Here is a 21,822-nt window from a genome sequence, read left to right on the forward strand (position 1 = left end):
CCCGCGAAGGGAGCATATCGCTTATCGCGGGTATCCATAGCTTTGTATTTATTGGGGGGCAATAGCCCCCCAAAATGTCAGGAGATATAACGATGGCAAGAGAATTTAGTCGTTCTCAGCGCGTAGCCCAAGAAATGCAAAAAGAAATTGCGATTATCTTGCAGCGTGAAGTTAAAGATCCCCGCATTGGCATGGCAACTGTTTCAGGTGTCGAGCTATCAAGAGACTTGGCTTATGGTAAAGTTTTCGTGACTTTCCTTAACATTTCTCATGAAGAGCATGAGTCTCAAATGGTTCAAGATGGCATTAAAGCGCTCAATGAAGCTTCTGGCTTTATTCGTTCTTTGCTAGGAAAAGCGATGCGTTTACGCGTTATTCCAGAGTTAACGTTCTCTTACGATAGCTCATTGGTTGACGGTATGCGTATGTCTAACTTAGTTTCCAATGTTATTCGTAATGATGAAATGCGTCGTGCGAACGCGGATGATAAAGAGGAAAAATAATGGGGCGTCGTCGTAGCGGCCGTGACATACATGGCGTTTTGCTGCTGGATAAACCCACTGATATTTCTTCAAACGATGCGCTGCAAAAAGTGCGGCGCTTCTTCAATGCAAATAAAGCGGGTCACACGGGAGCGTTAGATCCACTTGCAACAGGGATGCTCCCTGTTTGTCTCGGTGAAGCAACCAAGTTTTCTCAATTTTTACTCGACTCAGACAAGCGTTATCGTGTGATTGCCCGTCTAGGACAACGTACTGACACTTCGGATTCCCATGGTCAAATCATCAGTGAGCGTAACGTTGAGTTTACACAATCTCAGCTTGATGAGGCATTAGCGCATTTTCGTGGTGATACATTGCAAGTGCCATCAATGTATTCGGCACTAAAACATCAAGGGAAACCTTTGTATGAGTATGCGCGTAAAGGGATCACCGTTGAGCGGGAAGCACGGCCTATCACAGTGTATGAGTTACAGTTTATTCGTTTAGAAAATAATGAACTGGAACTGGAAATTCACTGCTCTAAAGGTACTTATATTCGTACCATTATTGACGATTTAGGTGAGATGTTAGGTTGTGGTGCACATGTCATTTACCTACGACGCTTGCAGGTAGCAAACTACCCTTATGCGCGGATGGTGACATTAGAGCAGCTCGCCGCATTAAGAGCGCAAGTTGATGAAGGCAATGGCACTTTTGAATCGCTGCTCGACCCTTTATTGTTGCCGATGGATACTGCGGTGGTGCATTTTCCTGCCGTTAATTTGACAGAAGAAACGGCGGCATACTTTAAGCAGGGCCAGCCTGTTAGGGCGAATATTGGTCAATTAGCGGAAGGCACCATGGTTCGCGTGACTTGTGGTATTGCTGAACGTTTTATTGGCATTGCGTTGATCAGTGAAGATATGCGGGTTGCTCCTCGGCGTTTAGTTGTTGAAAATGAATAATCCGCATGGCGGCACTTATTGCTTTGCGACTATAAGCAGCGTAGAATAGCGGCGCTTAATCTGTGAGATGCTAAATTAGAGATTGGCTCTCATTACATACATTTATACATTTGGAGTTTAATATGTCTCTAAGTACTGAAGCTAAAGCAAAAATCGTTGCTGAATTCGGCCGCGATGCTAACGACACTGGTTCAAGCGAAGTGCAAATCGCTTTGTTGACCGCTCAAATCAACCATCTGCAAAGCCACTTTGCAGAGCACAAAAAAGATCACCACAGCCGTCGTGGTCTGCTGCGTATGGTTGCTCAGCGTCGTAGATTGCAAGCTTATCTGAAAAGCAAAGATATCGCGCGTTACACCGCTCTTATCGAGCGTCTGGGTCTGCGTCGTTAATCGAGTCAGTTTCAGTGGAAAGGGGCCTAATGGCCCCTTTTCTTCTAAAAGTTATATTTAAAGTTGAAGTAAGACTCGAATTATACTTAACTTAAATGCTAAGCTATGATTCGTAATTAATTGTTTTATTAACGCCTCTTCAGCTACACCGATTCGCGCGGCTAATGAGAAAATTGATCATTTGAATATCTGTCTTCTCATTAGTCGCGAGGCTGTAGTTAGGAAGAGAAAGCCAATGCCACGAGAGAGAGTCGAGTGGCCTAAAATAAAGGGTACTATTTTGTTAAATCCTATCGTACGCAAATTTCAATACGGTCAACATACCGTATCCATTGAAACCGGCATGATAGCGCGTCAAGCGACTGCCGCTGTTATGGTAAACATGGATGATACAGCCGTTTTCGTGACCGCGGTTGCTCAGAAAAAAGTTAAAGAAGGCCAAGACTTCTTCCCTCTGACCGTTAACTACCAAGAGCGCTCTTATGCTGCTGGTCGTATTCCAGGCAGTTTCTTCCGTCGTGAAGGCCGCCCTGGTGAAGGTGAAACGCTGATCGCGCGTCTTATTGACCGCCCATTACGCCCTCTGTTCCCAGAAGGTTTCCTGAACGAAATCCAAATCATCGCAACCGTTGTTTCTGTTAACCCACAAGTTAACCCGGATATTGTTGCTATGATCGGTGCATCGGCTGCATTGGCGTTGTCTGGTGTTCCTTTTAATGGCCCAATTGGTGCGGCACGTGTTGGTTTTATCAATGACCAATATGTTCTGAACCCAACAGCAGATGAGCTAAAATTAAGCCGCCTTGATTTAGTGGTAGCAGGAACAGAAAGCGCAGTTCTGATGGTTGAGTCAGAAGCGGATCTGTTAAGCGAAGAGCAAATGCTGGGTGCCGTTGTTTTTGGTCATGATCAACAACAAATCGTGATTCAAGAAATCAATGAGCTAGTTAAAGAAGCAGGTAAAGAAAAATGGGATTGGCAACCAGAGCCAGTTAACCAAGCTTTACGTGATAAAGTTGCAGCGCTGGCTGAAAGCCGTATGGGTGATGCTTATCGTATCACTGAAAAACAAGAGCGTTATGAGCAAGTTGACCTGATCAAAGAAGAAGTCACAGCAGCAATCGTGGCTGAAGATGAAAATGTCGACGTAGCTGAAGTTGCTGACATTCTAGCGAACCTAGAAAAACAAGTTGTTCGTAGCCGTGTCATTCGTGGTGAGCCACGTATTGATGGTCGTGAAAAAGACATGGTTCGTGCGCTGGATGTACGCACTAGCGTTCTGCCACGTACTCACGGTTCTGCGCTATTTACCCGTGGTGAAACTCAGGCATTAGTCACTGCAACACTGGGTACTGAACGTGATGCACAGGTTATTGACCAGTTAATGGGCGAATATACTGATCGCTTCTTGTTCCACTATAACTTCCCTCCATACTCTGTTGGTGAAACAGGTATGGTTGGTTCGCCTAAGCGTCGTGAAATTGGTCATGGTCGTTTAGCGAAACGCGGTGTGATGGCGGTCATGCCTGATCATGCTGATTTCCCATACACTGTTCGTGTTGTATCTGAAATCACTGAATCAAACGGTTCATCATCAATGGCGTCGGTTTGTGGTGCTTCTTTAGCACTGATGGATGCAGGTGTACCAATTAAAGCAGCGGTTGCTGGTATTGCTATGGGTCTGGTTAAAGAAGGCGATGATTTCGTCGTACTTTCTGACATCCTTGGTGATGAAGACCATTTAGGCGATATGGACTTTAAAGTCGCAGGTAGCCGTGATGGTATCAGCGCACTGCAAATGGATATTAAAATCGAAGGTATTACTCGCGAAATCATGCAAGTTGCATTGAACCAAGCAAAAGGTGCTCGTCTGCACATCCTAGGTACAATGGAACAAGCGATTAACAGCCCTCGTGATGATATTTCTGAATTTGCACCACGTATTCACACTATCCGCATTAATCCAGATAAGATTAAAGATGTTATCGGTAAAGGTGGTTCGGTTATCCGTGCGCTGACAGAAGAAACTGGCACTACAATCGAAATTGAAGATGATGGTACAGTGAAAATTGCTGCAACTGATGGCTTGAAAGCAAAAGAAGCTATCCGTCGTATCGAAGAAATTACTGCTGAAGTCGAAGTCGGCCGTGTTTACCAAGGTAAAGTTACTCGTATCGTTGACTTTGGTGCGTTCGTTGCTATCGGTGGTGGTAAAGAAGGCTTAGTGCATATTTCTCAAATCGCCGATAAGCGTGTTGAGAAAGTGACTGACTATCTGCAAATGGGTCAAGAAGTTCCTGTTAAGGTGTTGGAAATCGACCGTCAAGGCCGCATCCGCCTGAGCATGAAAGAAGCTGTTGCGACTGAAGAAACTCCAGCACAGCAGCAGGACTCAGCAGAATAGGCTGAATCTAAGCAGCGCCCTATAAGTTAGGGCGCATAGCCGTAATTTGCTGAAATAGTGGTAATGTAAGGGCGGAGTATGCTGAATAGTATCTGTCTTCGGTTTAGGGGCTTAAGCACGTTTACTCGTGTGGTCTCTGCGCTTATCTTTTTTGTGCTCATTGGATGCAGCAGTAAAGATTGGCGTAAAAACGAGGTATTTGCTGTTCCTCTGCAACCTTCATTACAACAAGAAGTAATATTGGCTCGTATGGAACAAATCCTTGCGAGCCGATCTTTAACCGATGACGAATACGCTCAGCTTTTATATGAGCGCGGAGTGTTGTATGATAGTCTCGGTTTGAGGGCGTTAGCGCGCAATGATTTTTCAACGGCGTTAGCGATTCGCCCTGATATTCCTGAAATTTTTAACTTTTTAGGAATATATTTTACGCAGGCTGGCAACTATGATGCCGCCTATGAAGCGTTTGATTCTGTATTAGAGCTTGATCCAACTTACACTTTCGCGCGTATGAACCGCGGCATCGCATTATATTACGGTGGTCGGTACAAACTAGCGCAAGATGATCTGCTGGCGTATTATCAGATAGATCCAAATGATCCTTTTCGCACGCTATGGCTTTATCTCGTTGAGAAAGACATAGACCCGCGAGTAGCGCAAGATAATCTTGCAGCTCGTTATGACCGTGCGGAGAAAGGGCTATGGGGCTGGAATATCGTAGAGTTTTACCTTGGCAAAATCAGTGAAAACACATTGATGGAGCGCTTGAAAGAAACTTCTACGGATAACACTTCGCTCGCTGAGCATCTCAGTGAAACTAACTTCTATTTAGGTAAGCATTACCTAAGTCTGGGGGATAAGGATAGCGCAACTGCGTTATTCAAACTGACGGTGGCTAACAACGCTCATAGCTTTGTTGAACACCGCTATGCATTGTTGGAATTGGCGCTGTTAGGCCAAGAACAAGACGACCTTTTAGAATCGGGCCAGCAATAGCTGACGAACATTTCATCACTATTTTTTGAGTCATCATCCTTCGGGGTGACGGCCTATTTGTTCGTTTAATAACACAATTTGAGCCAGTTCACATTTTAAATGAAAATGACCGAAATGATTTTCGCACGGTTATGTAAACTGGCCGCCATTAAGTATGAGGCACCTTTACATGACCACCGAGACTGATATCTCTTTCGCTGATTTAGGTTTATCAGCGTCTATTTTGACTGCACTAAACGACCTGGGATATGAAAAACCTTCTCCGATCCAAAAACAATGTATTCCATTGTTAATGGACGGTAATGATGTGTTGGGTATGGCACAGACGGGGAGTGGTAAAACCGCAGCCTTTAGTTTGCCGCTACTGCACAACATTGATCCAGATTTAAAAGCTCCGCAAATTCTAGTCCTAGCCCCAACACGTGAGTTGGCGGTTCAGGTTGCTGAAGCGATGGGCGATTTTTCTAAACACATGAGCCGTGTTAACGTGGTGGCCCTATATGGTGGCCAGCGTTACGACGTGCAATTGCGTGCTTTGCGCCAAGGGCCACAAGTTGTTGTAGGAACGCCTGGGCGTCTGCTTGATCATCTGAAACGCGGTACATTAGACCTGTCTAAATTGAAAGGCTTAGTACTGGATGAAGCTGATGAAATGCTGCGTATGGGCTTTATTGAAGATGTTGAAAACATCATGAGCCAAATCCCAGCAGAGCATCAAACAGCGCTGTTTTCAGCGACGATGCCAGAACCAATTCGTCGTATAACACGCCGTTTCATGAAAGAGCCTAAAGAAATTCGTATTCAGGCTAGCATTACAACACGTCCAGATATTGCTCAAAGCTATTGGACTGTTTACGGCATGCGCAAAAATGAGGCTCTGGTTCGTTTCTTAGAAGCCGAAGATTTTGACGCAGCAATTATTTTTGTTCGTACAAAGAATGCAACGCTGGAAGTGGCAGAAGCGCTTGAGCGCAACGGTTATAACAGTGCTGCATTGAACGGTGATATGAACCAAGCGTTACGTGAACAAACGCTAGAACGTTTAAAAGACGGTCGTTTGGATATTTTGATCGCCACTGACGTTGCTGCTCGTGGTCTTGATGTTGACCGTATTAGCTTAGTCGTTAACTATGACATCCCAATGGATGCAGAGTCTTACGTTCACCGTATCGGTCGTACTGGCCGTGCAGGGCGTGCTGGCCGTGCACTCTTGTTCGTAGAGAACCGTGAGCGTCGTTTGCTGCGTAACGTTGAACGCACCATGAAGCTAACGATCCCTGAAGTTGAACTGCCAGATTCACAATTGCTAAGTGAACGTCGTCAGGCGAAATTTGCTGAAAAAATCCAACAGCAATTTGAAAGCAGTGACTTAGACCAATACCGCGCGCTGTTAAAGAAACTGTCACCGTCAGAAGATGTTGATATGGAAACATTGGCCGCCGCGTTGCTAAAAATGGCTCAAGGTGAGCGTGCACTTATTCTGCCACCAGATGCACCGCGTCGCCCACGTCGTGAATTCAATGACCGTGATGATCGCCGTCGTGATCGTAATGGCTTTGACCGTGCAGAGCGTGGTGATCGTAGTGGTCGTCGTGAGCGCCGTGATGTTGGCGATATGGAAATGTATCGCATCGAAGTAGGCCGTGATGATGGCGTAGAAGTGCGCCACATTGTAGGGGCGATTGCCAATGAAGCGGATATTAGCAGCCGTTATATTGGTAATATCAAGCTGTTTGGCTCTCACTCAACGATTGAGCTACCAAAAGGCATGCCAACCGAAGTGTTAACTCACTTAAGCCGTGCACGCATTTTGAATAAACCAATGCAAATGCAATTAATTGGTGATGCACAGCCGTTTGAACGTCGTGAGCGTCGTGGTGGTTCACGCCGTGACGGTGGCTTTAATGGTGAGCGTCGCAACGACCGTGAGGGTGGCAATCGTCGTGGTGGCCATCGTGGTAACGGACGTGGTCGTAATGAAGATCACAACTCGGCAGCTCCGCGCCGCCGTAGCACCAGCCATAATGCTTAATTGCACACATTTACCGAGTGTTTCTATTTAGGAAGCACGACTTAAATTGTGAAAAAACCGCTTCAAATTAATGGAGCGGTTTTTTTATGCTGTTCTAACACGGTAGGTAATAACACTATTTATTATCTAATAATTCTTCCGCTTGCCTTTGTGGCATGGGTAATTCGTCATGGCTGACAATCACTTTTTTCAGTTTATGATTAAACGCCGTAACGGTAATTTCTTCTAATAACCTGACTTCAACGGGGCTTAGTCCACCTTCATTTTTTTCTAAGGCTTGGATAACAATGCGGTGATGAGGGGTTAAAGGAAGGCGAATACTGAGTTTCATTGCATCAATAAGCTGTATTAGGAGGCTTTGGGCGACGTAGAAATCTCCGACAATTAACCGAGAAGATGAGAACTCCCCTTCGGCGGTGTACTCCTCATGGGTCTTTAGGTTTTTTAAAGTCATTGAGTTAGTGCGAAGTTGTAAATAGAAGTCCGCCATGTGTGATCTCCTTATAAACTCGTTATCCGCCAAGTTGCAGTATGTTGACTTGTCGCCTAGCGACAACGCAAATTATTTAGAGTCAGTATGGCACATTAAATGATCCCCAGCGCTTCTTTTAGTGGTTTTAAGTAACGACGGCTGACAGGAATATGTTCGCCCGACCTTAAAACGAGCTCTGCTTGCCCATTGTCACCAAACAAAATCTCACTTAATTCTGTCATGTTCACCAAATACTGGCGATGGCAACGGACCAAAGGTGTGCGTAACTCTAGCGTTCTCAGTGTCAGTTCGGTGAAGCCCTCTTGACCTTGCGTGCTCATCACATAAACACCACTCATCCGCGAGGTCACATACTGCACTTCGTCCAACTTCATCAGCCAAATACGACTGTGACCAGTACAAGGAATAAATTTGAGTGGTTCATGGTCACTTAGGATCTCAAGATCTTGTTTTTGCTTGCCTTGGCGTAGACGAGTTAGTGTTTTATTTAGCCTTTCACTCTCTAATGGTTTTAATAAGTAATCAAAAGCATGTTCTTCAAAGGCCTGTATGGCAAATTCATTAAATGCAGTTAGAAAGACAATATAAGGCCTATCTTCAGGGTCGAGCATGCGTACCATTTCAAGACCCGTAATACGTGGCATCTGAATATCAAGAAACACGACATCGGGCTTCTTTTTATGGATAACACTGATCGCCTCAATGGCATTGGCACACTCATCCATAATTTCAATATCATCATGCTCTTCCAACAAACAGCGTACATTTTCCCGCGCAAGTGGTTCATCATCAACAATCAATACATTCATAGAAATTTAATCATTTTATTCTGTTAGCCTATAAGGCAGACGTAATTGCACTCGCGTAAACTGTTCAGGTTCATATTCCACGCTAACGCCATATTGTTCGCCATATTTTAGGCGTAGACGTTTATCAACTAGGCTCATGCCTAATCCATCGTTCTGAGCTGTGGGTTGATAAAGACCTGCATTATCTTCTATCTCAATATAAACCTGTTCACAGCGTATATAACTTCTAATTGTAATATATCCAGTGTCTAATAACTGTGAGGTGCCGTGTTTAATTGCATTTTCAACGATCGGTTGTAGGGAAAAGGCAGGTAACTCTACTTGTCTTAATGCTTCAGGGATATCCAGCTCTATCTGTAATTTCTCACAAAAGCGTGCTTTCTCAATTTGTAAGTAAGCATTTACATGCTCTAACTCTTCGCCAAGCGTTGCATTTTGTTCCGGACGCTTAAGGTTATTACGAAAGAAGGTGGAAATATATTGCACTAGCTGACCCGCTTGTTGGCTGTCTCTGCGAATAACGGCTTGTAGCGTATTGAGGACATTAAATAAGAAGTGAGGGTTTACTTGCGCGTGAAGTAGCTTCACTTCGGATTGTAGTAATGATTGTTTATTGCGTTCATATTGCCCAGCAAGGATTTGTGCCGAAAATAGACTCGCAATGCCTTCACCCAATGTACGGTTGATAGAGCTAAATAAACGGTTTTTGGCCTCATACAGTTTAATTGTACCAATAACGCGTTCGTTCTCTCCCCTAAGTGGGATCACCAGTGCAGAGCCGAGCTTACATGTTGGGCTTAACGAACATTTATAGGGGGTTTCATTACCATCGGCATACACCACCTCGTTATTATCAATTGCTCGGCGCGATTGTTCTGAAGCTATGGGGGTTCCGGGGCAATGGTGATCGGCTCCTATCCCAATAAAAGCTAATATTTTTTCTCTATCGGTGATGGCGACCGCACCAATTTCTAGCTCTTGATAGATAATTTTAGCCACTTTCATACTGTTATCGGTATTGAACCCTTTACGTAAAATACCATCTGTGCAGAGGGCTATTTTTAGGGCCTGTGCGGAGAATGCGGTTGTGTATTTTTCTACGATAGCGCGGCGATCGAGTAAAATCCGAATAAACATCGCGGCACCAATCGTGTTGGCAATGACCATCGGGGCGGCAATACTTTTGACCAGTTCCAGTGCTTCGCCGAAAGGGCGGGCAAGTAATAGGATGATCAGCATCTGAATAATTTCGGCCACAAAGGTAACGCAACTGGCGGTGAGAGGATTAAATATTTTATTGATCTGACCGCGTTTCATATAGTAGCGGTGGACTAAGCCACCAATTAGCCCTTCCACGATGGTGGAGACCATACAACTGAAGGCGGTCATGCCGCCGAGTGAGTAACGGTGTAATCCTCCCGTGAAGCCAACAGCAAACCCAACCGCGGGGCCACCAAGTAATCCACCAAGGACAGAGCCAATGGCGCGTGTATTTGCTATTGAGTCGTTAATGTGTAACCCAAAATAGGTTCCCATGATGCAGAAAACCGAGAAAATGAGATAGCACATCACTTTATGGGGTAAGCGAATGGTCACTTTTAATAATGGAATAACAAGGGGGGTTTTACTGAGCGCCCATGCAATGACCAAATAAACGCACATCTGCTGTAGTAGCAGCAGAATGAGATCAAACTCGTACATAAAGGTTTCCAGTTGGTGGCGTCTTAACAGGGCAATTGTAACGTAAGCGGCTGATTTGATAATAGCGATTTGGTCAAAGTTAACTTTTCTTTATTTGACATAAGGGGCAAGTCACTTCAATATTATATATCCCCCTTCTATTTGTGACCTTGCGCACAAATTTATTAACGCTGTATCGGCAATTACTGCGATAATTTTATAGCCATAGTTTCCTCCGTGATTATTTAGGGTTTTACTAATAATGAAAAAAAGAACAATAGCACTGATTTTGTTGATGCTGATTTTGATAGCGGCGGCGGCACTTTTCCATTCTCACAATCAATTTTTGCTATTACAAGGTGAAGTTGATGCACCCGAAGTCATGGTCACATCTAAGGCTAAAGGTCGTGTTATTGAGCGTCATGTTGAGCGTGGGGATGATGTTAAAAAGGGGCAGTTATTATTGACCTTAGAAAGCCCTGAGCTAACAGCGCAATACGCTGCCTTGAAAGCCGCAAGAGATCAAGCAAAGGCACAGTTAGCACAATCGCTCCATGGCACTCGCGAAGAGACGATCCGTCACCTGCAAGCCTCATTGGCACAAGCCAATTCACAATACCAAAATGCGTCTCGTGAATACCAACGCTTAAGTAATTTATCGGCTAAAGGCTATGTTTCAGCCAATGAGCTTGATAATGCGCGTAAAGCGAAAGAAGTTGCTTTTCAGCAAGTTCAAGGGGCAAAAGCGCAGCTTGAAGAAGCTAAGAATGGTGATCGCATTGAACTGCGTCAAAAATATGAGGCGGCGCTGAATGAAGCAGAACAAAAACTCGCGGAGCTTCAAGTCCAATTAGATGATTTACAAGTGAAAGCGCCAGTGGATGGGGAAATCGGTCCAATTCCCGCAGAAGTAGGGGAAATTTTCAATGCGGGCAGCCCGCTTTTGACCATGGTGCGTATACCGCAGTCTTACTTTATCTATAACTTACGTGAAGACATTCTTGTCGATGTGAAAAAAGGCGATAGAGTTCAGCTTGATGTGCCTGCATTAGGCGATAAAAAAATCGAAGCTGAGGTGCGTTATATTGCGCCAAAAGGGGATTACGCAACAAAAAGGGCAACACGTGCAACAGGGGATTTTGACTTGAAAACCTTTGAGGTTCGTTTGTATCCAGTAGAGCCTGTTGACGGCTTAAGGCCTGGAATGAGCGTGCTATGGCGCTGGGATAAATAAAAGGCGCGAGTATGAGATTAAAATTCGCTTGGCATGGTTTTGAGCATGCATTCAGTCGAGAAACACAAGCCGCTATTCGTAGTCCGGTTTTTCACTGGTTAAGCTGGTTGTTTCCATTAATGTTATTCACGTTAGTTAGTGCTAACTTCTCAGAAGGAACGTTGATGGATTTGCCTGTTTCGGTGGTGGATAATGACAGAAGCCCCGTTTCCCGACAAATTATCCGGGATCTCAATGCTGGACCCCATGCTGACGTTAAAGCGATTGATAATAATCTTAATACATCGTTAAAACGATTAGCCAGTGCACAGGATTATGCGCTGCTGTACGTGCCGACTAATTTTGAGGCCGATGCATTACGGGGGCGTCAACCTGAGCTACGCATGTACTATAACGCGCTGTTTTATGCGTCAGGGAGCTATGCAATCCAAGACTTTAGTGGGCTGGTGGCTGAGCTAAATGCCAAATATCGAACTCAGTTGGCAGGTTCGATGGGGAAAGCATTACCACCGCTCGCTCAAGTGACCCTCTCTTATGACAGTTTATTTAACCCTAGTGGTAGTTATATTTATTATCAGCAATTTGCGGCTACCATTCATATGCTACAACTGTTTGTGGTGACCTGTACGATTTACACATTATCACGTAGTTCTATCTTACAAAGCGTGAAGCCTTTCGGTATGGCGGTCTTAGGGAAAATGGCTCCTTATACGCTATTTTTTACGACACTGTTAGTGGTTGAACTTGCGGCTTTGGTCAGTATTTTTGATGCTAAGGTTGTGGGGAATCCCCTCTATATGATAATGGTGGGCTTTTTCTATGTAATAGCGGCACAAAGTATTGGGTTACTGCTATTTAGCTTTACTTCAAGTGCGATTATGGCTTACAGCTTGATAGGGATGCTAGTGAGTATTGCACTCGCTTTCTCCGGTATGGCTGTACCGGAATTATCCATGATTTTACCTGCGCAGATTATTTCCAATATCGAGCCATTAACTCATACACTCAATGCGATGTTTGATATTTTCCTACGTGAGATCTCATTTAAACGTATTGTGGAAGTGTGTCTATTTTTGCTGATTTATCCAATAGTGACGGCATTTTTGATCCGTAAGCGCTTGCCGAAACGTATTGCGGCACAAGGAGGGGAGCTGTAATGCAAATGTATTTTGCGACTTTCCGTAAGGTGCTGATTGGCATGTTAGATAAGCCAATGTGGTTATTATTGATCGTTTCACTGTGTGTGATGAGTTTGGTGTATGCGAAACCCGTCTTGTGGGATCTGCCTGTTGCAGTCATCGATCAGGATCATAGTGTGGCAAGTCGGGCACTTATCCGCGATTTGGATGCGGCGCCTAAAGTTAAATTACACAGCTATGACAATTTGGAACAAGCTCGTAAGGATATGATTAATCGGCAGCTTTTTGCCATTATTATTATCCCGACAGACTTTGAAAAATTCCTGCTAAATGGGAAAAATATCACTATCCCCGTTTATGGTGATGCGACAAACCGTTTAGCAAGTGGTCAGATCCAGCAAGAGCTAATGAGTGCGTATCAAACGTTATTAAATAGCTATAACACCCAATTACTCATCAACTCAGGATTTAGTCAAGAGCAAGCGAACGTCATTATTACGCCAATACGTAGTTTAACAGAGCCGTTATATAACCCGGGTGTAAGCTTTGCCGCGATTGTGTTTCCTGGGTTGTTAGTGATGTTGCTACAACACTCCTTGCTGATTGCTTGTGTTCGCGTGAGTATTGCTATCCGCGGTACACCGAAAGGTAAACCACCATTAGCGGTGTATTTGGGGGCGCTATCGGCCTTGATACCGATCTGGCTATTTTTATCGACCGTCTTTTTTGCATTATGGCCGTGGATCTTAGGCTATCGTCAAGAGGCGCCATTGTATCAATTGTGGATGCTCACTTTTCCCTTCTTGCTTGCCGTAATTGGGTTAGGGAAGTTGGTCACTGAGTGTTTGCGTAGTGTCGAGATGATTTATCTGACATTAGCGTTTATTACAACACCTGTCTTTTACATGTCCGGTACGATATGGCCCTTACAAGCCATGCCAGAATGGGTACGAATGATTGCTTCGGCTTTACCATCAACATGGGCAACGAGTGCCATGGCGGGTATCAATCAAATGGGGCTACCTTTTAGTGGCGTCTTGATGGATATTGTGATGATGTTAGTGCTCGGTGTGATTTATACTGTAATTGGTGTCTTAATTGGCATGTTGCGTGATGGTGAATTACGTCAGATTTCTCATATTATTCATCGTTGGCGTAAACAACATCATAATTAATATTATTCTTCTGGCGTGTTTGATTGTCAGAAAATAAAAAACGATGGCAGTTGGTGGTAGCCAGCTGCAACACCACTAATCATTTTGCACTCAATATTATTATCTTTATCTGTTTGGTATTCTTACTTAAATATAAGTGTTTTTAACATTAGATAAGAAAAATCCATTATTGGTTTATTCGTGACAGGATTGTCATCATCAATTAATCGTTTAGACCTCATGCAGTTATTCTATTATTAATAAAGCGACTTATTTGATACTACTACTCTATCATGCTCAGCAAAAAATGAATCATTAGATCATAGTCTCTAGATAAAAGTAAAATGCACTGAATTATTTATAATCTCTTTATTTTTGAAAAAGGTTAAGCTACATTTATTCCTTTTTCACGGAAATATAATTTCATGGATTTTACAGCTATACTTTCTGCTCTACTCTCCTTTATTAGTTATTTTGCAATTGGTGCTGTTATGGTACTTGCATTCCTCTTTATTTATACACGTATATCGCGTCATAATGAATGGGTATTAATTAAACAGAATAATACCGCCGCTGGCCTTGCGTTTATTGGTGCGATGCTAGGTTATATCACTCCGTTGTCGAGTGCGATTTCTCATTCTATTAGTATTCTTGACTGTATAATATGGGGTGTTATTGCATTATTAGTTCAATTGCTTGTTCTTGGTGCAACAAAAATCTATATGCCAAAAATCAGTGAAAAAATAGAGCAAAATAATATATCCGCAGGCCTCTTTTTAGGTGGAACATCACTTGGATTTGGTATTTTGAATGCAGTAAGCATGAGCTATTAATGAATAATGATGTTCTATGAAAAATAAAAATAAAATCAAAAGAAAACAGCGTAAGTATAATAAGGCTCAAGAGGGGCCTGAATTAAAGCGTATTGGCCTTGATGTAAAAGATGAACCACGCAAAGGCGCTAATATACTTACGTTGGCAATTATGGGAGGAGCCGTTTTTTTGGGGTTACGCAGTTGCAGTGACGAATCACCAACACCCAAAATAACGATTTTCAAGGGGCTTAATGATTGTGAGCTTGCAGGTTATACCAACTCTTTTTGTAAACAAAAACAAGAAGAAGCACAACAAGAATTGAATAGAAGCATGGCGATTTACAATCGATTAGTTGATTGTGAATATCATTATGGGAAAGATAACTGTGTTTTAGTTCATCGTGCCCTTAATATAAGAGAATATCAGCAATGCTTATTACAATCAAAGCCAGAATATTGCGATAGCATACAGCGTGATGTTTATGGCCCCAAATTGGCTGGTTTTGCGCTTAATGAATTTCCGCAGCCAGCAAGTAGTAGTCATACAACCAGCTCTTACTCAGGCTCTCATTACTATTTTTCACGAGTTCGTCCATTTTATCGCGCTAAAAATGAACCGAATATTTATCATGAACTAGGTTCATCCGATAAATGGGTTGCTGATGGTTCGAATAGGCTAAAGCCTGCGAAATATAGTAATAATTCGGCTAAAACAACATCAAGAGGGGGCTTTGGGCATAAATCGGGGAGTAGAGGTGGTTAATTATGTTACGAATACCTGTAAAGCCACGCGAAGATTTAGTGCGAATTACACAAGATTATGGTTTTGACTTCCATATTATCGACAATGAAATTTATTGGGATGAATCGCATGCTTATTGTTTTACATTAGCGCAAATTGAATCTGGCATCGAAGACCCAACCGAAGAGTTGCACCAAATGTGCTTAGAAGTAGTCAATTCTGCTATCAATGATGAACGTATTTTAGAAGCATTAGCCATACCTGAATTATATTGGGATGCGATTGCAAATAGTTGGCGAAATAATAAATCATCACTGTATGGGCGAATGGATTTTTCATGGAATGGATATCAGCCTGCAAAGTTGCTGGAATATAATGCAGATACCCCGACATCACTTTATGAATCGGCATTTTTTCAATGGCAATGGTTATCTGACATGACAGATAGAGGTATGCTTCCTGCAAATGCCGATCAATTTAATTCGATACAGGAAAAGCTTATCCAGCGTTTTTTATTGTGGCGCAATGAGCACCCTTTTTATTTTTGTTGCTGTGAAGGCTCCATTGAAGATAGAGGAACTGTTTTATATTTGGAAGATTGTGCGCGTCAAGCAGGGCTACAGACACAATTTATTTATGTGGAAGACATCGGATTAGGTTTAGGTGGTGTTTTTACGGATTTACAAGATCAAATTATTCACCAAGGCTTTAAATTATATCCATATGAATGGATGTTCCAAGATGATTATGGTCCGGTACTACGTAGTGAACGAACAGAATGGGTAGAACCTTTATGGAAATCCATTTTAAGTAATAAAGGACTATTACCGTTATTATGGCGTTTTTTTCCTAATCACCCTAACTTACTTCCTGCCTATTTTGCGGATGAGCAGAGCGATATTGTGGGAAAATTAAAACAGGATATGGGGAAAGCGTGGCAAGGGTTTACGACAAAGCCATTATTTTCACGTGAAGGCGCTAATGTTTCATTATTTTTTAATAATGAGCAAGAAGTGATCACGCAAGAATTAGGGATGTATGCTCATGAGCCTAGAATTTATCAGGCGAGTGCTTTTTTGCCTAAATTCGGTAATGACTACACTTTAATTGGGAGCTGGGTGGTGGGAGATGCCCCAGCAGGGATAGGTATACGTGAAGATAACTCTTTAATCACAAAAGATACTTCTAGGTTTGTTCCTCACTATATTATGAATGAGTGAGAGTGAGAGTGAGAGTGAGAGTGAGAGTGAGGTAATGCTGTGACCCGTGCAATTTATTCATTTTTCAAAAATAAAATCAATGAGATGCTTTAGGATGAATACACAGCGGGAAGCTGGTGTTTGCTCCCGCTTTTTATCCAATGGCGCTGATTGATATTGCGGCTAAGGCAGCATTTCTAATCCTGCCACTTGTCTCCAATAACCATTACAACTCTTGTCATTGGTGACCAGTGGCGCTTCTCCGGTTTGATTCGCTTTAAATTGCGCCAATATGTCTAGAGACTCAATGTTCTCCGGCGAAATACGTACAATATCAACCAAATCAATCATAGATGTTTGCTCATTACCTAGGTTGTAGCAATAGCCACTTTGTGTCTGTAACCCGTTGAGAGTAAACACTTGCTGTTGTTCTTGAGAGAACACCTTTCGCCCCTGAGGATAGTGAATGCAGCAAGTTTCACAATCATCTTTGGCACGATTTTCTGAGCGGGCAGTAAAACAGCGAGCAGAGTAGGCCAGCGGTAAATGACCATAACTCATCACTTCTACTTCAAATTTGCCACGTATCCCCAATTCATCGCATTGATTGAGTAAATTGATCAACCAGTCACGAGAAAGCTCTACAGGCATACACCAACGCTGCATGCCTTGGCGTAATAATATATTGAGGGTCTGTGCGTTATAACAATTCAAACCATGGCCAGCAATAAAAGGAAGATGGCGCTCAGAGAGCATATTGACGACACCAAAGTCATGGGCTTCAACCAAAAAATCACCATTATCAACGAGTTTACTTATTTCTTTAAGTTCGGAAGGTGCCTGCAATAGCGCTAATGTACTTAAGATAATCTGCTTGCCACTTAGCGCTAGCGTTTTTGCTAATTCAATCCAATCAGCCGGTTTCATTTCACGGCGCTTGCTACAAACCGTCTCACCAAGATAAATAATATCGGCTTCACTTTGTGCTGCTTGCTGATAAAAATCATATAGCTCTTGTTTAGGCCAGTAATAAAGAACTGACCCTAATGCATACTTCATCATCTATTCCTTATTATTGCCATTTACGATGGTAAGCGCCTAATGTGGTTTGGCTGCCTTCAGAAAGCCCACCCAGTACTTTTATCCATTGTGGATCTGCAATAAATTGCTCTGGGTTTGCATGATATGTATCGATAGCTTTTCGCCAGATGCGTGTCACTTCGGTGACGTAAGCAGGGCTGCGCTGGCGGCCTTCAATTTTGACCGAGGCGATATTCGCCGCCATTAGGTCTGGTAGTAATTCGATGGTATTGAGGCTAGTTGGCTCTTCGAGTACATGATATCGATGGTCATCCACCAAATAACGCCCTTTACAGAGAGTGGGGTAGCCTGCATTTTCATGACTTTGGTAGCGATCAATAAGCACTTCATTTAAGCGTGACTCCATGCCATGAGGCGTTTGTTGCCAACGAACGAAACGCGCGGGCGAGCATGCCCCAACAGTATTGGGGGATTCACCCGTTAAATAGGAAGAGAGATAGCAGCGTCCTTCCGCCATAATACATAGGCTACCAAAAGCAAAGACTTCTAAGGGGACAGGGCTACTTTTAGCGAGTTGTTTGACTTGATGAATAGATAGAACCCGAGGCAGTACAATCCGATGAACATTAAAATTGCGGGCATAAAAGCGAATCGCTTCGGTGTTGGTTGCTGAAGCTTGAACGGAGACATGACGTTCAATATGAGGGTATCGGTGTGCAGCATACTCAAGCATCGCGAGATCGGCAAGGATCAGGGCATCAGCCCCTAGCGAAGCCGCAAGATCGACCGAATTTTTCCAACGTTGAAAGCCATCTGGGTGAGCAAATGTATTGATAGCAATATGAAGTTTACGCTGATGTTGATGTATGTAGCGCTCTGCTTCTTGCAATTTTTTTTCAGTAAAGTTGAGTCCAGCAAAATGGCGTGCGTTAGTATCATTTTTCAAGCCAATATAAACCGCATCGGCACCGTTATCGACAGCGGCTTTAAGGGCCGGTAAGTTGCCTGCTGGGCAGAGTAATTCCATGGTATCTGTTCCAGTTTAAATTTTCGACAACTTAGCATTCTAGTCAACTCATGCGATGTAAATTTTGATTTAAGGCATTGAATTGGCTGTTGGCTATCTGTTTTTGTGGCTTATGAGGTCATGACTCCATGAGCTTTTTGGCATAATAAAAAATAAATGCTGGCGAGAAGTGTAAACCTTGATATAGGATCAAGTGAGTACTTATTTTCTCTGGCATGATAGGACTATTCTATTATTGAGTATGTCGATATAAATGCCTGTTCTAATACTGATTTGCTACCGAGAGGCCGTAGCTGATGCTGGGGTGTGTATTTAACGGGCAGGCAATTGATACGGGAGTCAGTGCTGTGTTAGCTAAAATTCGTTCTCAACTTATTTCAAAAGGGCCTTCATTATTGAAGTTACCTTTAAAAGTGACCCCATTTGCAGTGCAGCGTCAAGTACTTGAGCAATTACTGAGCTGGCAGTTTCGTGAATCGGTCAAAGAAGGGGAATTGGATTTTCTCGAAGGGAAATGGCTGAAAGTTGAAGTCAGTGACCTTGATTTAGTCTGGTTCATTAGTTTGCAAAATGGCATGTTAATTGTGCGTAATCAAGAGCAAGCCGATGTCAGTGTCTGTGCTACAGCCAATGACTTGATCCTTATCGCGGCGCGTAAAGAAGATCCTGATACGCTGTTTTTTCAGCGCCGTTTGGTCATTGAAGGTGACACTGAATTAGGGCTGTATGTAAAAAACCTTATGGATGCTTTTGAGCTAGACAATATGCCGACACCCCTGCGTTTTGCATTACTACAATTGGCCGACTTGATTAAAACGACTCAACAAAATGAGGACACAGAGCATAAAGGCTCCGTGGTTGCCTCATGCTAATTCGTGTTGAAATTCCTGTCGATGCTATGGGGATCGATAAGTTACTGCGTGACACTTTCCCGACGGAAGCAGAAGCCGATCTGGTACAAAAGCTACGAGAAGACGGCTTATTGACTCTGGGTGTTGTTGCCACGAATGACAACGGCGAAGTGATCGGTTATGTCGGCTTTACACCTGTTGATGTCAACAATGAAGACGTTCAATGGGTTGGCCTTGCACCGCTTGCAGTGAGTAAAGCGCACCAAAAACAAGGCATTGGTGGGCAACTTATTTATGAAGGGCTAGATAGTCTTAATGAGTTTGGCTATGGTGCGGTTGTGGTATTAGGAGATAGCAACTATTACCGCCGTTTTGGCTTTGAACCTGCCTCAAAATATGAAGTTTTCAGCCAGTGGCCTGAATTGCAAGAGCATTTTATGATTTGCGGGCTAGAAAATGGCAGCTTGAGTGACCACAAAGGGCAGGTGACTTACTCTTCACACTTTGATGTATTCTGATGCGTTAAGTAATCAAAGATATTAATGGGCTGGTCAATAACCAGCCTTTCTTTGGCGGCTTTACTCAGTTGTTTTATCTGATATTCCAATCTTGACGCGGTAGCGCGATCCCCGGCTAAACAATCAAATACTAGCGTGAGCGGCATTTTCCCCTTCAACGCTTTTGCGCCTTTTCCCTCTTTATGTTGGGTAAAGCGGCGCGAGACATCTGTGGTGATCCCACAATATAACCTGTTATTTTTCTCTCTAATTAGGTAAATGTACCAGTTTTTCTGCGTAGACATTTTATTTTGTTGCCCTATTTTTGACTTTCTGTGCTGAAATTTAAGGGGAAATAATTCATAAATAGACTAAAAATCTCGCGAACAAGGATAGCCATAACTTATTAAATTATAAATAAAAAATGACACATTAAAGTCATAAATTTGTAACCTAAAGCGTGGTTTTGATTCAAAATATTTGAACTATAACAGCAAAATTAGCTAATTTTCATCGTAACTAAAAGAGCATAATATGATCCATATCACAGGGGGAGAACAAAAATCCCTGATAAAAATGAATATACAATGAGGAAAACATTATGAAAAAATCAACATTAGTCGCTGCAACTTTGGCTTTAAGTGCTATTTCATTTGGTTCAATGGCTGCTGAAGAAGTTCAACATTCTAGCCAACCAGCTGCGGGTTATGTTTCTGTATCAGGTGCTGTTAGTGTTAATGACCTGACTGAAAAGTTAGCCAAAAAAGCTGATGAAGCTGGTGCAACTTCATTCCGTGTTATCTCAGCTGGCGGTGAAAACTCAATGAATGGTGTTGCTGCAATCTATAAATAATTTATAGTACCTAGCAAATGTAATACCAAACGTTCAGAACAGCTTAAGCACGCTCAGCGATAGGATGTACATATTCAAAGAGCGTGTTCTGAACGGTCAATATGGGCTTTTGCTATGAATGATGAACACGCCTTACAACATATCCAACGTTACTTTTCTCGCCAACACGTCTTTTCTCTATTTACTTGCCACGGCAATGATATCTGGCCTGCCAGTTGTTATTATGCATTTGATGCTAAGTCGATGAGTTTATTCTTTATGACCGATCCTGCTTCACGCCATGGTCAACTGATGACTGAAAATCCTCACGTCGCAGGGACTGTCTCTGCCCAAACGAAAGTGGTTAGCCAAATCCAAGGGCTACAATTTATTGGGCAAGTGATAGCGCTGGATGGAAGCTTACGACAGCAAGCCCATCAATTTTATTGTCGTCGCTTCCCTGTGGCATTGACGGCAAAACTGCCTGTATGGCGTTTGCAGTTACAAGAAGTCAAAATGGTCAATAATAAATTGGGTTTTGGCAGCAAGCTCTATTGGTCTAGAAATCGCTAGCGTAATTTATGGATCACTTGATTACTGCTTCCTCGCCAAAGTAACGCGGGGTCATGCAGCGCTTTTACAAATTTCCCATCAACCAGTACATTGATCAAACTCACCACCTTATGTTGCTCGGCGGTCAGTTCGGCAAATTGATAGCCTGTCCATAGCCAAATGTCTTTATCTGGACAAACGGTTTTTACACGTTTAACCAACTGAAAGATCGCTGATAAGTTAGCGGGATGTAGTGGATCCCCGCCGGAAAGGGATAAACCTTGCCGACGGATACGGGTATCTTGTAAGTCTTGAATGATCCTATCTTCCATTTCCTGAGTGAATGGAATACCCGAATCGAGGCGCCATGTGCTTTGGTTATAACATCCTCGGCACTGATGAACACATCCTGAGACGAACAGTGTGCAACGCGTGCCCGGACCATTCACGACATCAACAGGGTAATATTGATGATAATTCATACTA

At 43.1% G+C, this 21,822-nt stretch carries 23 protein-coding genes; 16 read left to right on the forward strand and 7 right to left on the reverse strand.

Translation table 11 applies throughout. The features are described from left to right. Positions 1-92 precede the first annotated feature (92 nt). The 6 genes from rbfA to PSF11_RS12640 all read left to right on the forward strand — a co-directional run bounded on the left by rbfA (position 93) and on the right by PSF11_RS12640 (position 7,271). Positions 93-503, forward strand: a complete 411-nt coding sequence (gene rbfA, locus PSF11_RS12615) for a 30S ribosome-binding factor RbfA (RefSeq protein ID WP_014657326.1) — start codon at positions 93-95, stop codon at positions 501-503. After that, on the forward strand, positions 503-1,447 hold the full coding sequence (gene truB / locus PSF11_RS12620; protein WP_072502704.1) for a tRNA pseudouridine(55) synthase TruB: 945 nt from the start codon (positions 503-505) through the stop codon (positions 1,445-1,447). The genes rbfA and truB overlap by 1 nt, the downstream gene beginning before the upstream one ends. Before the next feature lie 122 nt (positions 1,448-1,569). After that, entirely contained in the window at positions 1,570-1,839 is a 270-nt protein-coding gene (rpsO, locus tag PSF11_RS12625; RefSeq protein WP_004915813.1) for a 30S ribosomal protein S15, read from the forward strand. A gap of 280 nt (positions 1,840-2,119) precedes the next feature. After that, positions 2,120-4,243, forward strand: coding sequence for a polyribonucleotide nucleotidyltransferase (gene pnp, locus PSF11_RS12630; RefSeq protein ID WP_014657328.1), 2,124 nt, complete (start codon positions 2,120-2,122; stop codon positions 4,241-4,243). Positions 4,244-4,321: 78 nt separating this feature from the next. Then, a complete protein-coding gene (gene nlpI, locus PSF11_RS12635) occupies positions 4,322-5,239 on the forward strand; it encodes a lipoprotein NlpI (RefSeq protein ID WP_004915819.1) in 918 nt (305 codons plus the stop codon). Between the two features lie 169 nt (positions 5,240-5,408). Then, positions 5,409-7,271 (forward strand): DEAD/DEAH family ATP-dependent RNA helicase, encoded by a 1,863-nt coding sequence (locus PSF11_RS12640; RefSeq protein ID WP_072502705.1) that lies wholly within the window; start codon positions 5,409-5,411, stop codon positions 7,269-7,271. Positions 7,272-7,386: 115 nt separating this feature from the next. Here the strand turns inward: PSF11_RS12640 and PSF11_RS12645 are convergent, their stop codons facing one another. From PSF11_RS12645 to PSF11_RS12655, 3 genes are all read right to left on the reverse strand, one after another. Beyond that, on the reverse strand, positions 7,387-7,761 hold the full coding sequence (locus PSF11_RS12645) for a YjaA family stress response protein (RefSeq protein WP_004915826.1): 375 nt from the start codon (positions 7,759-7,761) through the stop codon (positions 7,387-7,389). A 95-nt stretch (positions 7,762-7,856) separates the two neighbouring features. After that, entirely contained in the window at positions 7,857-8,573 is a 717-nt protein-coding gene (gene btsR, locus PSF11_RS12650) for a two-component system response regulator BtsR (protein ID WP_014657331.1), read from the reverse strand. Positions 8,574-8,588: 15 nt separating this feature from the next. Further along, positions 8,589-10,274 carry a sensor histidine kinase gene (locus PSF11_RS12655; RefSeq protein WP_004915834.1) on the reverse strand — a complete coding sequence of 562 codons (1,686 nt, stop codon included), beginning with the start codon at positions 10,272-10,274 and terminating at the stop codon, positions 8,589-8,591. Between the two features lie 241 nt (positions 10,275-10,515). On the opposite strand from PSF11_RS12655, the gene PSF11_RS12660 reads away from it, so the two are divergent. The 6 genes from PSF11_RS12660 to PSF11_RS12685 all read left to right on the forward strand — a co-directional run bounded on the left by PSF11_RS12660 (position 10,516) and on the right by PSF11_RS12685 (position 16,557). Further along, a complete protein-coding gene (locus PSF11_RS12660) occupies positions 10,516-11,487 on the forward strand; it encodes an HlyD family secretion protein (protein ID WP_004915837.1) in 972 nt (323 codons plus the stop codon). Positions 11,488-11,498: 11 nt separating this feature from the next. Then, positions 11,499-12,644, forward strand: a complete 1,146-nt coding sequence (locus PSF11_RS12665) for an ABC transporter permease (protein WP_004915838.1) — start codon at positions 11,499-11,501, stop codon at positions 12,642-12,644. Beyond that, entirely contained in the window at positions 12,644-13,801 is a 1,158-nt protein-coding gene (locus tag PSF11_RS12670; protein ID WP_004915840.1) for an ABC transporter permease, read from the forward strand. The genes PSF11_RS12665 and PSF11_RS12670 overlap by 1 nt, the downstream gene beginning before the upstream one ends. 404 nt (positions 13,802-14,205) lie before the next feature. Continuing rightward, entirely contained in the window at positions 14,206-14,613 is a 408-nt protein-coding gene (locus PSF11_RS12675; RefSeq protein WP_004915844.1) for a DUF350 domain-containing protein, read from the forward strand. A 16-nt stretch (positions 14,614-14,629) separates the two neighbouring features. Then, positions 14,630-15,358 carry a DUF1190 domain-containing protein gene (locus PSF11_RS12680; RefSeq protein WP_072502706.1) on the forward strand — a complete coding sequence of 243 codons (729 nt, stop codon included), beginning with the start codon at positions 14,630-14,632 and terminating at the stop codon, positions 15,356-15,358. Positions 15,359-15,360: 2 nt separating this feature from the next. Continuing rightward, complete coding sequence (locus PSF11_RS12685) at positions 15,361-16,557, forward strand: glutathionylspermidine synthase family protein (RefSeq protein WP_004915847.1); 1,197 nt, start codon at positions 15,361-15,363, stop codon at positions 16,555-16,557. A gap of 162 nt (positions 16,558-16,719) precedes the next feature. Here PSF11_RS12685 and PSF11_RS12690 read toward each other — a convergent pair whose 3' ends face one another. Next, positions 16,720-17,595 carry a U32 family peptidase gene (locus tag PSF11_RS12690; protein WP_272682828.1) on the reverse strand — a complete coding sequence of 292 codons (876 nt, stop codon included), beginning with the start codon at positions 17,593-17,595 and terminating at the stop codon, positions 16,720-16,722. Positions 17,596-17,608: 13 nt separating this feature from the next. Beyond that, entirely contained in the window at positions 17,609-18,604 is a 996-nt protein-coding gene (gene ubiU / locus PSF11_RS12695; RefSeq protein WP_072502707.1) for a ubiquinone anaerobic biosynthesis protein UbiU, read from the reverse strand. Positions 18,605-18,951: 347 nt separating this feature from the next. Between ubiU and ubiT the strand changes: the two genes are divergently transcribed. Then, positions 18,952-19,476 carry a ubiquinone anaerobic biosynthesis accessory factor UbiT gene (gene ubiT, locus PSF11_RS12700; RefSeq protein WP_014657334.1) on the forward strand — a complete coding sequence of 175 codons (525 nt, stop codon included), beginning with the start codon at positions 18,952-18,954 and terminating at the stop codon, positions 19,474-19,476. Beyond that, positions 19,470-19,973, forward strand: coding sequence for a GNAT family N-acetyltransferase (locus PSF11_RS12705; RefSeq protein ID WP_036942691.1), 504 nt, complete (start codon positions 19,470-19,472; stop codon positions 19,971-19,973). The genes ubiT and PSF11_RS12705 overlap by 7 nt, the downstream gene beginning before the upstream one ends. On the opposite strand, the gene PSF11_RS12710 is transcribed toward PSF11_RS12705, so the two are convergent. Continuing rightward, positions 19,946-20,257: a GIY-YIG nuclease family protein gene (locus tag PSF11_RS12710; RefSeq protein WP_004915852.1), complete on the reverse strand. Its 312-nt coding sequence runs from the start codon at positions 20,255-20,257 to the stop codon at positions 19,946-19,948. The genes PSF11_RS12705 and PSF11_RS12710 overlap by 28 nt on opposite strands. 296 nt (positions 20,258-20,553) lie before the next feature. On the opposite strand from PSF11_RS12710, the gene PSF11_RS12715 reads away from it, so the two are divergent. Next, positions 20,554-20,805 (forward strand): DUF1471 domain-containing protein, encoded by a 252-nt coding sequence (locus PSF11_RS12715; RefSeq protein WP_004915853.1) that lies wholly within the window; start codon positions 20,554-20,556, stop codon positions 20,803-20,805. 114 nt (positions 20,806-20,919) lie between these two features. Next, complete coding sequence (locus tag PSF11_RS12720; RefSeq protein ID WP_014657337.1) at positions 20,920-21,357, forward strand: YhbP family protein; 438 nt, start codon at positions 20,920-20,922, stop codon at positions 21,355-21,357. On the opposite strand, the gene nrdG is transcribed toward PSF11_RS12720, so the two are convergent. After that, entirely contained in the window at positions 21,354-21,818 is a 465-nt protein-coding gene (gene nrdG, locus PSF11_RS12725) for an anaerobic ribonucleoside-triphosphate reductase-activating protein (protein WP_014657338.1), read from the reverse strand. The genes PSF11_RS12720 and nrdG overlap by 4 nt on opposite strands. Positions 21,819-21,822 lie beyond the last annotated feature (4 nt).

Source organism: Providencia sp. PROV119, assembly GCF_028482435.1.
In the GTDB taxonomy this organism is placed as follows: Bacteria; Pseudomonadota; Gammaproteobacteria; order Enterobacterales; family Enterobacteriaceae; genus Providencia; species Providencia stuartii.

What these genes read in the sequence shown, in the direction of transcription:
- PSF11_RS12710 (WP_004915852.1), bottom strand. Translation starts at nt 20,257, where the DNA reads ATGTCTACGCAGAAAAACTGGTACATTTACCTAATTAGAGAGAAAAAT.
- PSF11_RS12645 (WP_004915826.1), bottom strand. Translation starts at nt 7,761, where the DNA reads ATGGCGGACTTCTATTTACAACTTCGCACTAACTCAATGACTTTAAAA.
- btsR (WP_014657331.1), bottom strand. Translation starts at nt 8,573, where the DNA reads ATGAATGTATTGATTGTTGATGATGAACCACTTGCGCGGGAAAATGTA.
- PSF11_RS12675 (WP_004915844.1), top strand. Translation starts at nt 14,206, where the DNA reads ATGGATTTTACAGCTATACTTTCTGCTCTACTCTCCTTTATTAGTTAT.
- PSF11_RS12720 (WP_014657337.1), top strand. Translation starts at nt 20,920, where the DNA reads ATGAATGATGAACACGCCTTACAACATATCCAACGTTACTTTTCTCGC.
- PSF11_RS12680 (WP_072502706.1), top strand. Translation starts at nt 14,630, where the DNA reads ATGAAAAATAAAAATAAAATCAAAAGAAAACAGCGTAAGTATAATAAG.
- PSF11_RS12660 (WP_004915837.1), top strand. Translation starts at nt 10,516, where the DNA reads ATGAAAAAAAGAACAATAGCACTGATTTTGTTGATGCTGATTTTGATA.
- nlpI (WP_004915819.1), top strand. Translation starts at nt 4,322, where the DNA reads ATGCTGAATAGTATCTGTCTTCGGTTTAGGGGCTTAAGCACGTTTACT.
- PSF11_RS12655 (WP_004915834.1), bottom strand. Translation starts at nt 10,274, where the DNA reads ATGTACGAGTTTGATCTCATTCTGCTGCTACTACAGCAGATGTGCGTT.
- rbfA (WP_014657326.1), top strand. Translation starts at nt 93, where the DNA reads ATGGCAAGAGAATTTAGTCGTTCTCAGCGCGTAGCCCAAGAAATGCAA.
- nrdG (WP_014657338.1), bottom strand. Translation starts at nt 21,818, where the DNA reads ATGAATTATCATCAATATTACCCTGTTGATGTCGTGAATGGTCCGGGC.
- PSF11_RS12685 (WP_004915847.1), top strand. Translation starts at nt 15,361, where the DNA reads ATGTTACGAATACCTGTAAAGCCACGCGAAGATTTAGTGCGAATTACA.
- ubiU (WP_072502707.1), bottom strand. Translation starts at nt 18,604, where the DNA reads ATGGAATTACTCTGCCCAGCAGGCAACTTACCGGCCCTTAAAGCCGCT.
- PSF11_RS12670 (WP_004915840.1), top strand. Translation starts at nt 12,644, where the DNA reads ATGCAAATGTATTTTGCGACTTTCCGTAAGGTGCTGATTGGCATGTTA.
- truB (WP_072502704.1), top strand. Translation starts at nt 503, where the DNA reads ATGGGGCGTCGTCGTAGCGGCCGTGACATACATGGCGTTTTGCTGCTG.
- PSF11_RS12705 (WP_036942691.1), top strand. Translation starts at nt 19,470, where the DNA reads ATGCTAATTCGTGTTGAAATTCCTGTCGATGCTATGGGGATCGATAAG.
- rpsO (WP_004915813.1), top strand. Translation starts at nt 1,570, where the DNA reads ATGTCTCTAAGTACTGAAGCTAAAGCAAAAATCGTTGCTGAATTCGGC.
- PSF11_RS12640 (WP_072502705.1), top strand. Translation starts at nt 5,409, where the DNA reads ATGACCACCGAGACTGATATCTCTTTCGCTGATTTAGGTTTATCAGCG.
- PSF11_RS12715 (WP_004915853.1), top strand. Translation starts at nt 20,554, where the DNA reads ATGAAAAAATCAACATTAGTCGCTGCAACTTTGGCTTTAAGTGCTATT.
- PSF11_RS12665 (WP_004915838.1), top strand. Translation starts at nt 11,499, where the DNA reads ATGAGATTAAAATTCGCTTGGCATGGTTTTGAGCATGCATTCAGTCGA.
- PSF11_RS12690 (WP_272682828.1), bottom strand. Translation starts at nt 17,595, where the DNA reads ATGAAGTATGCATTAGGGTCAGTTCTTTATTACTGGCCTAAACAAGAG.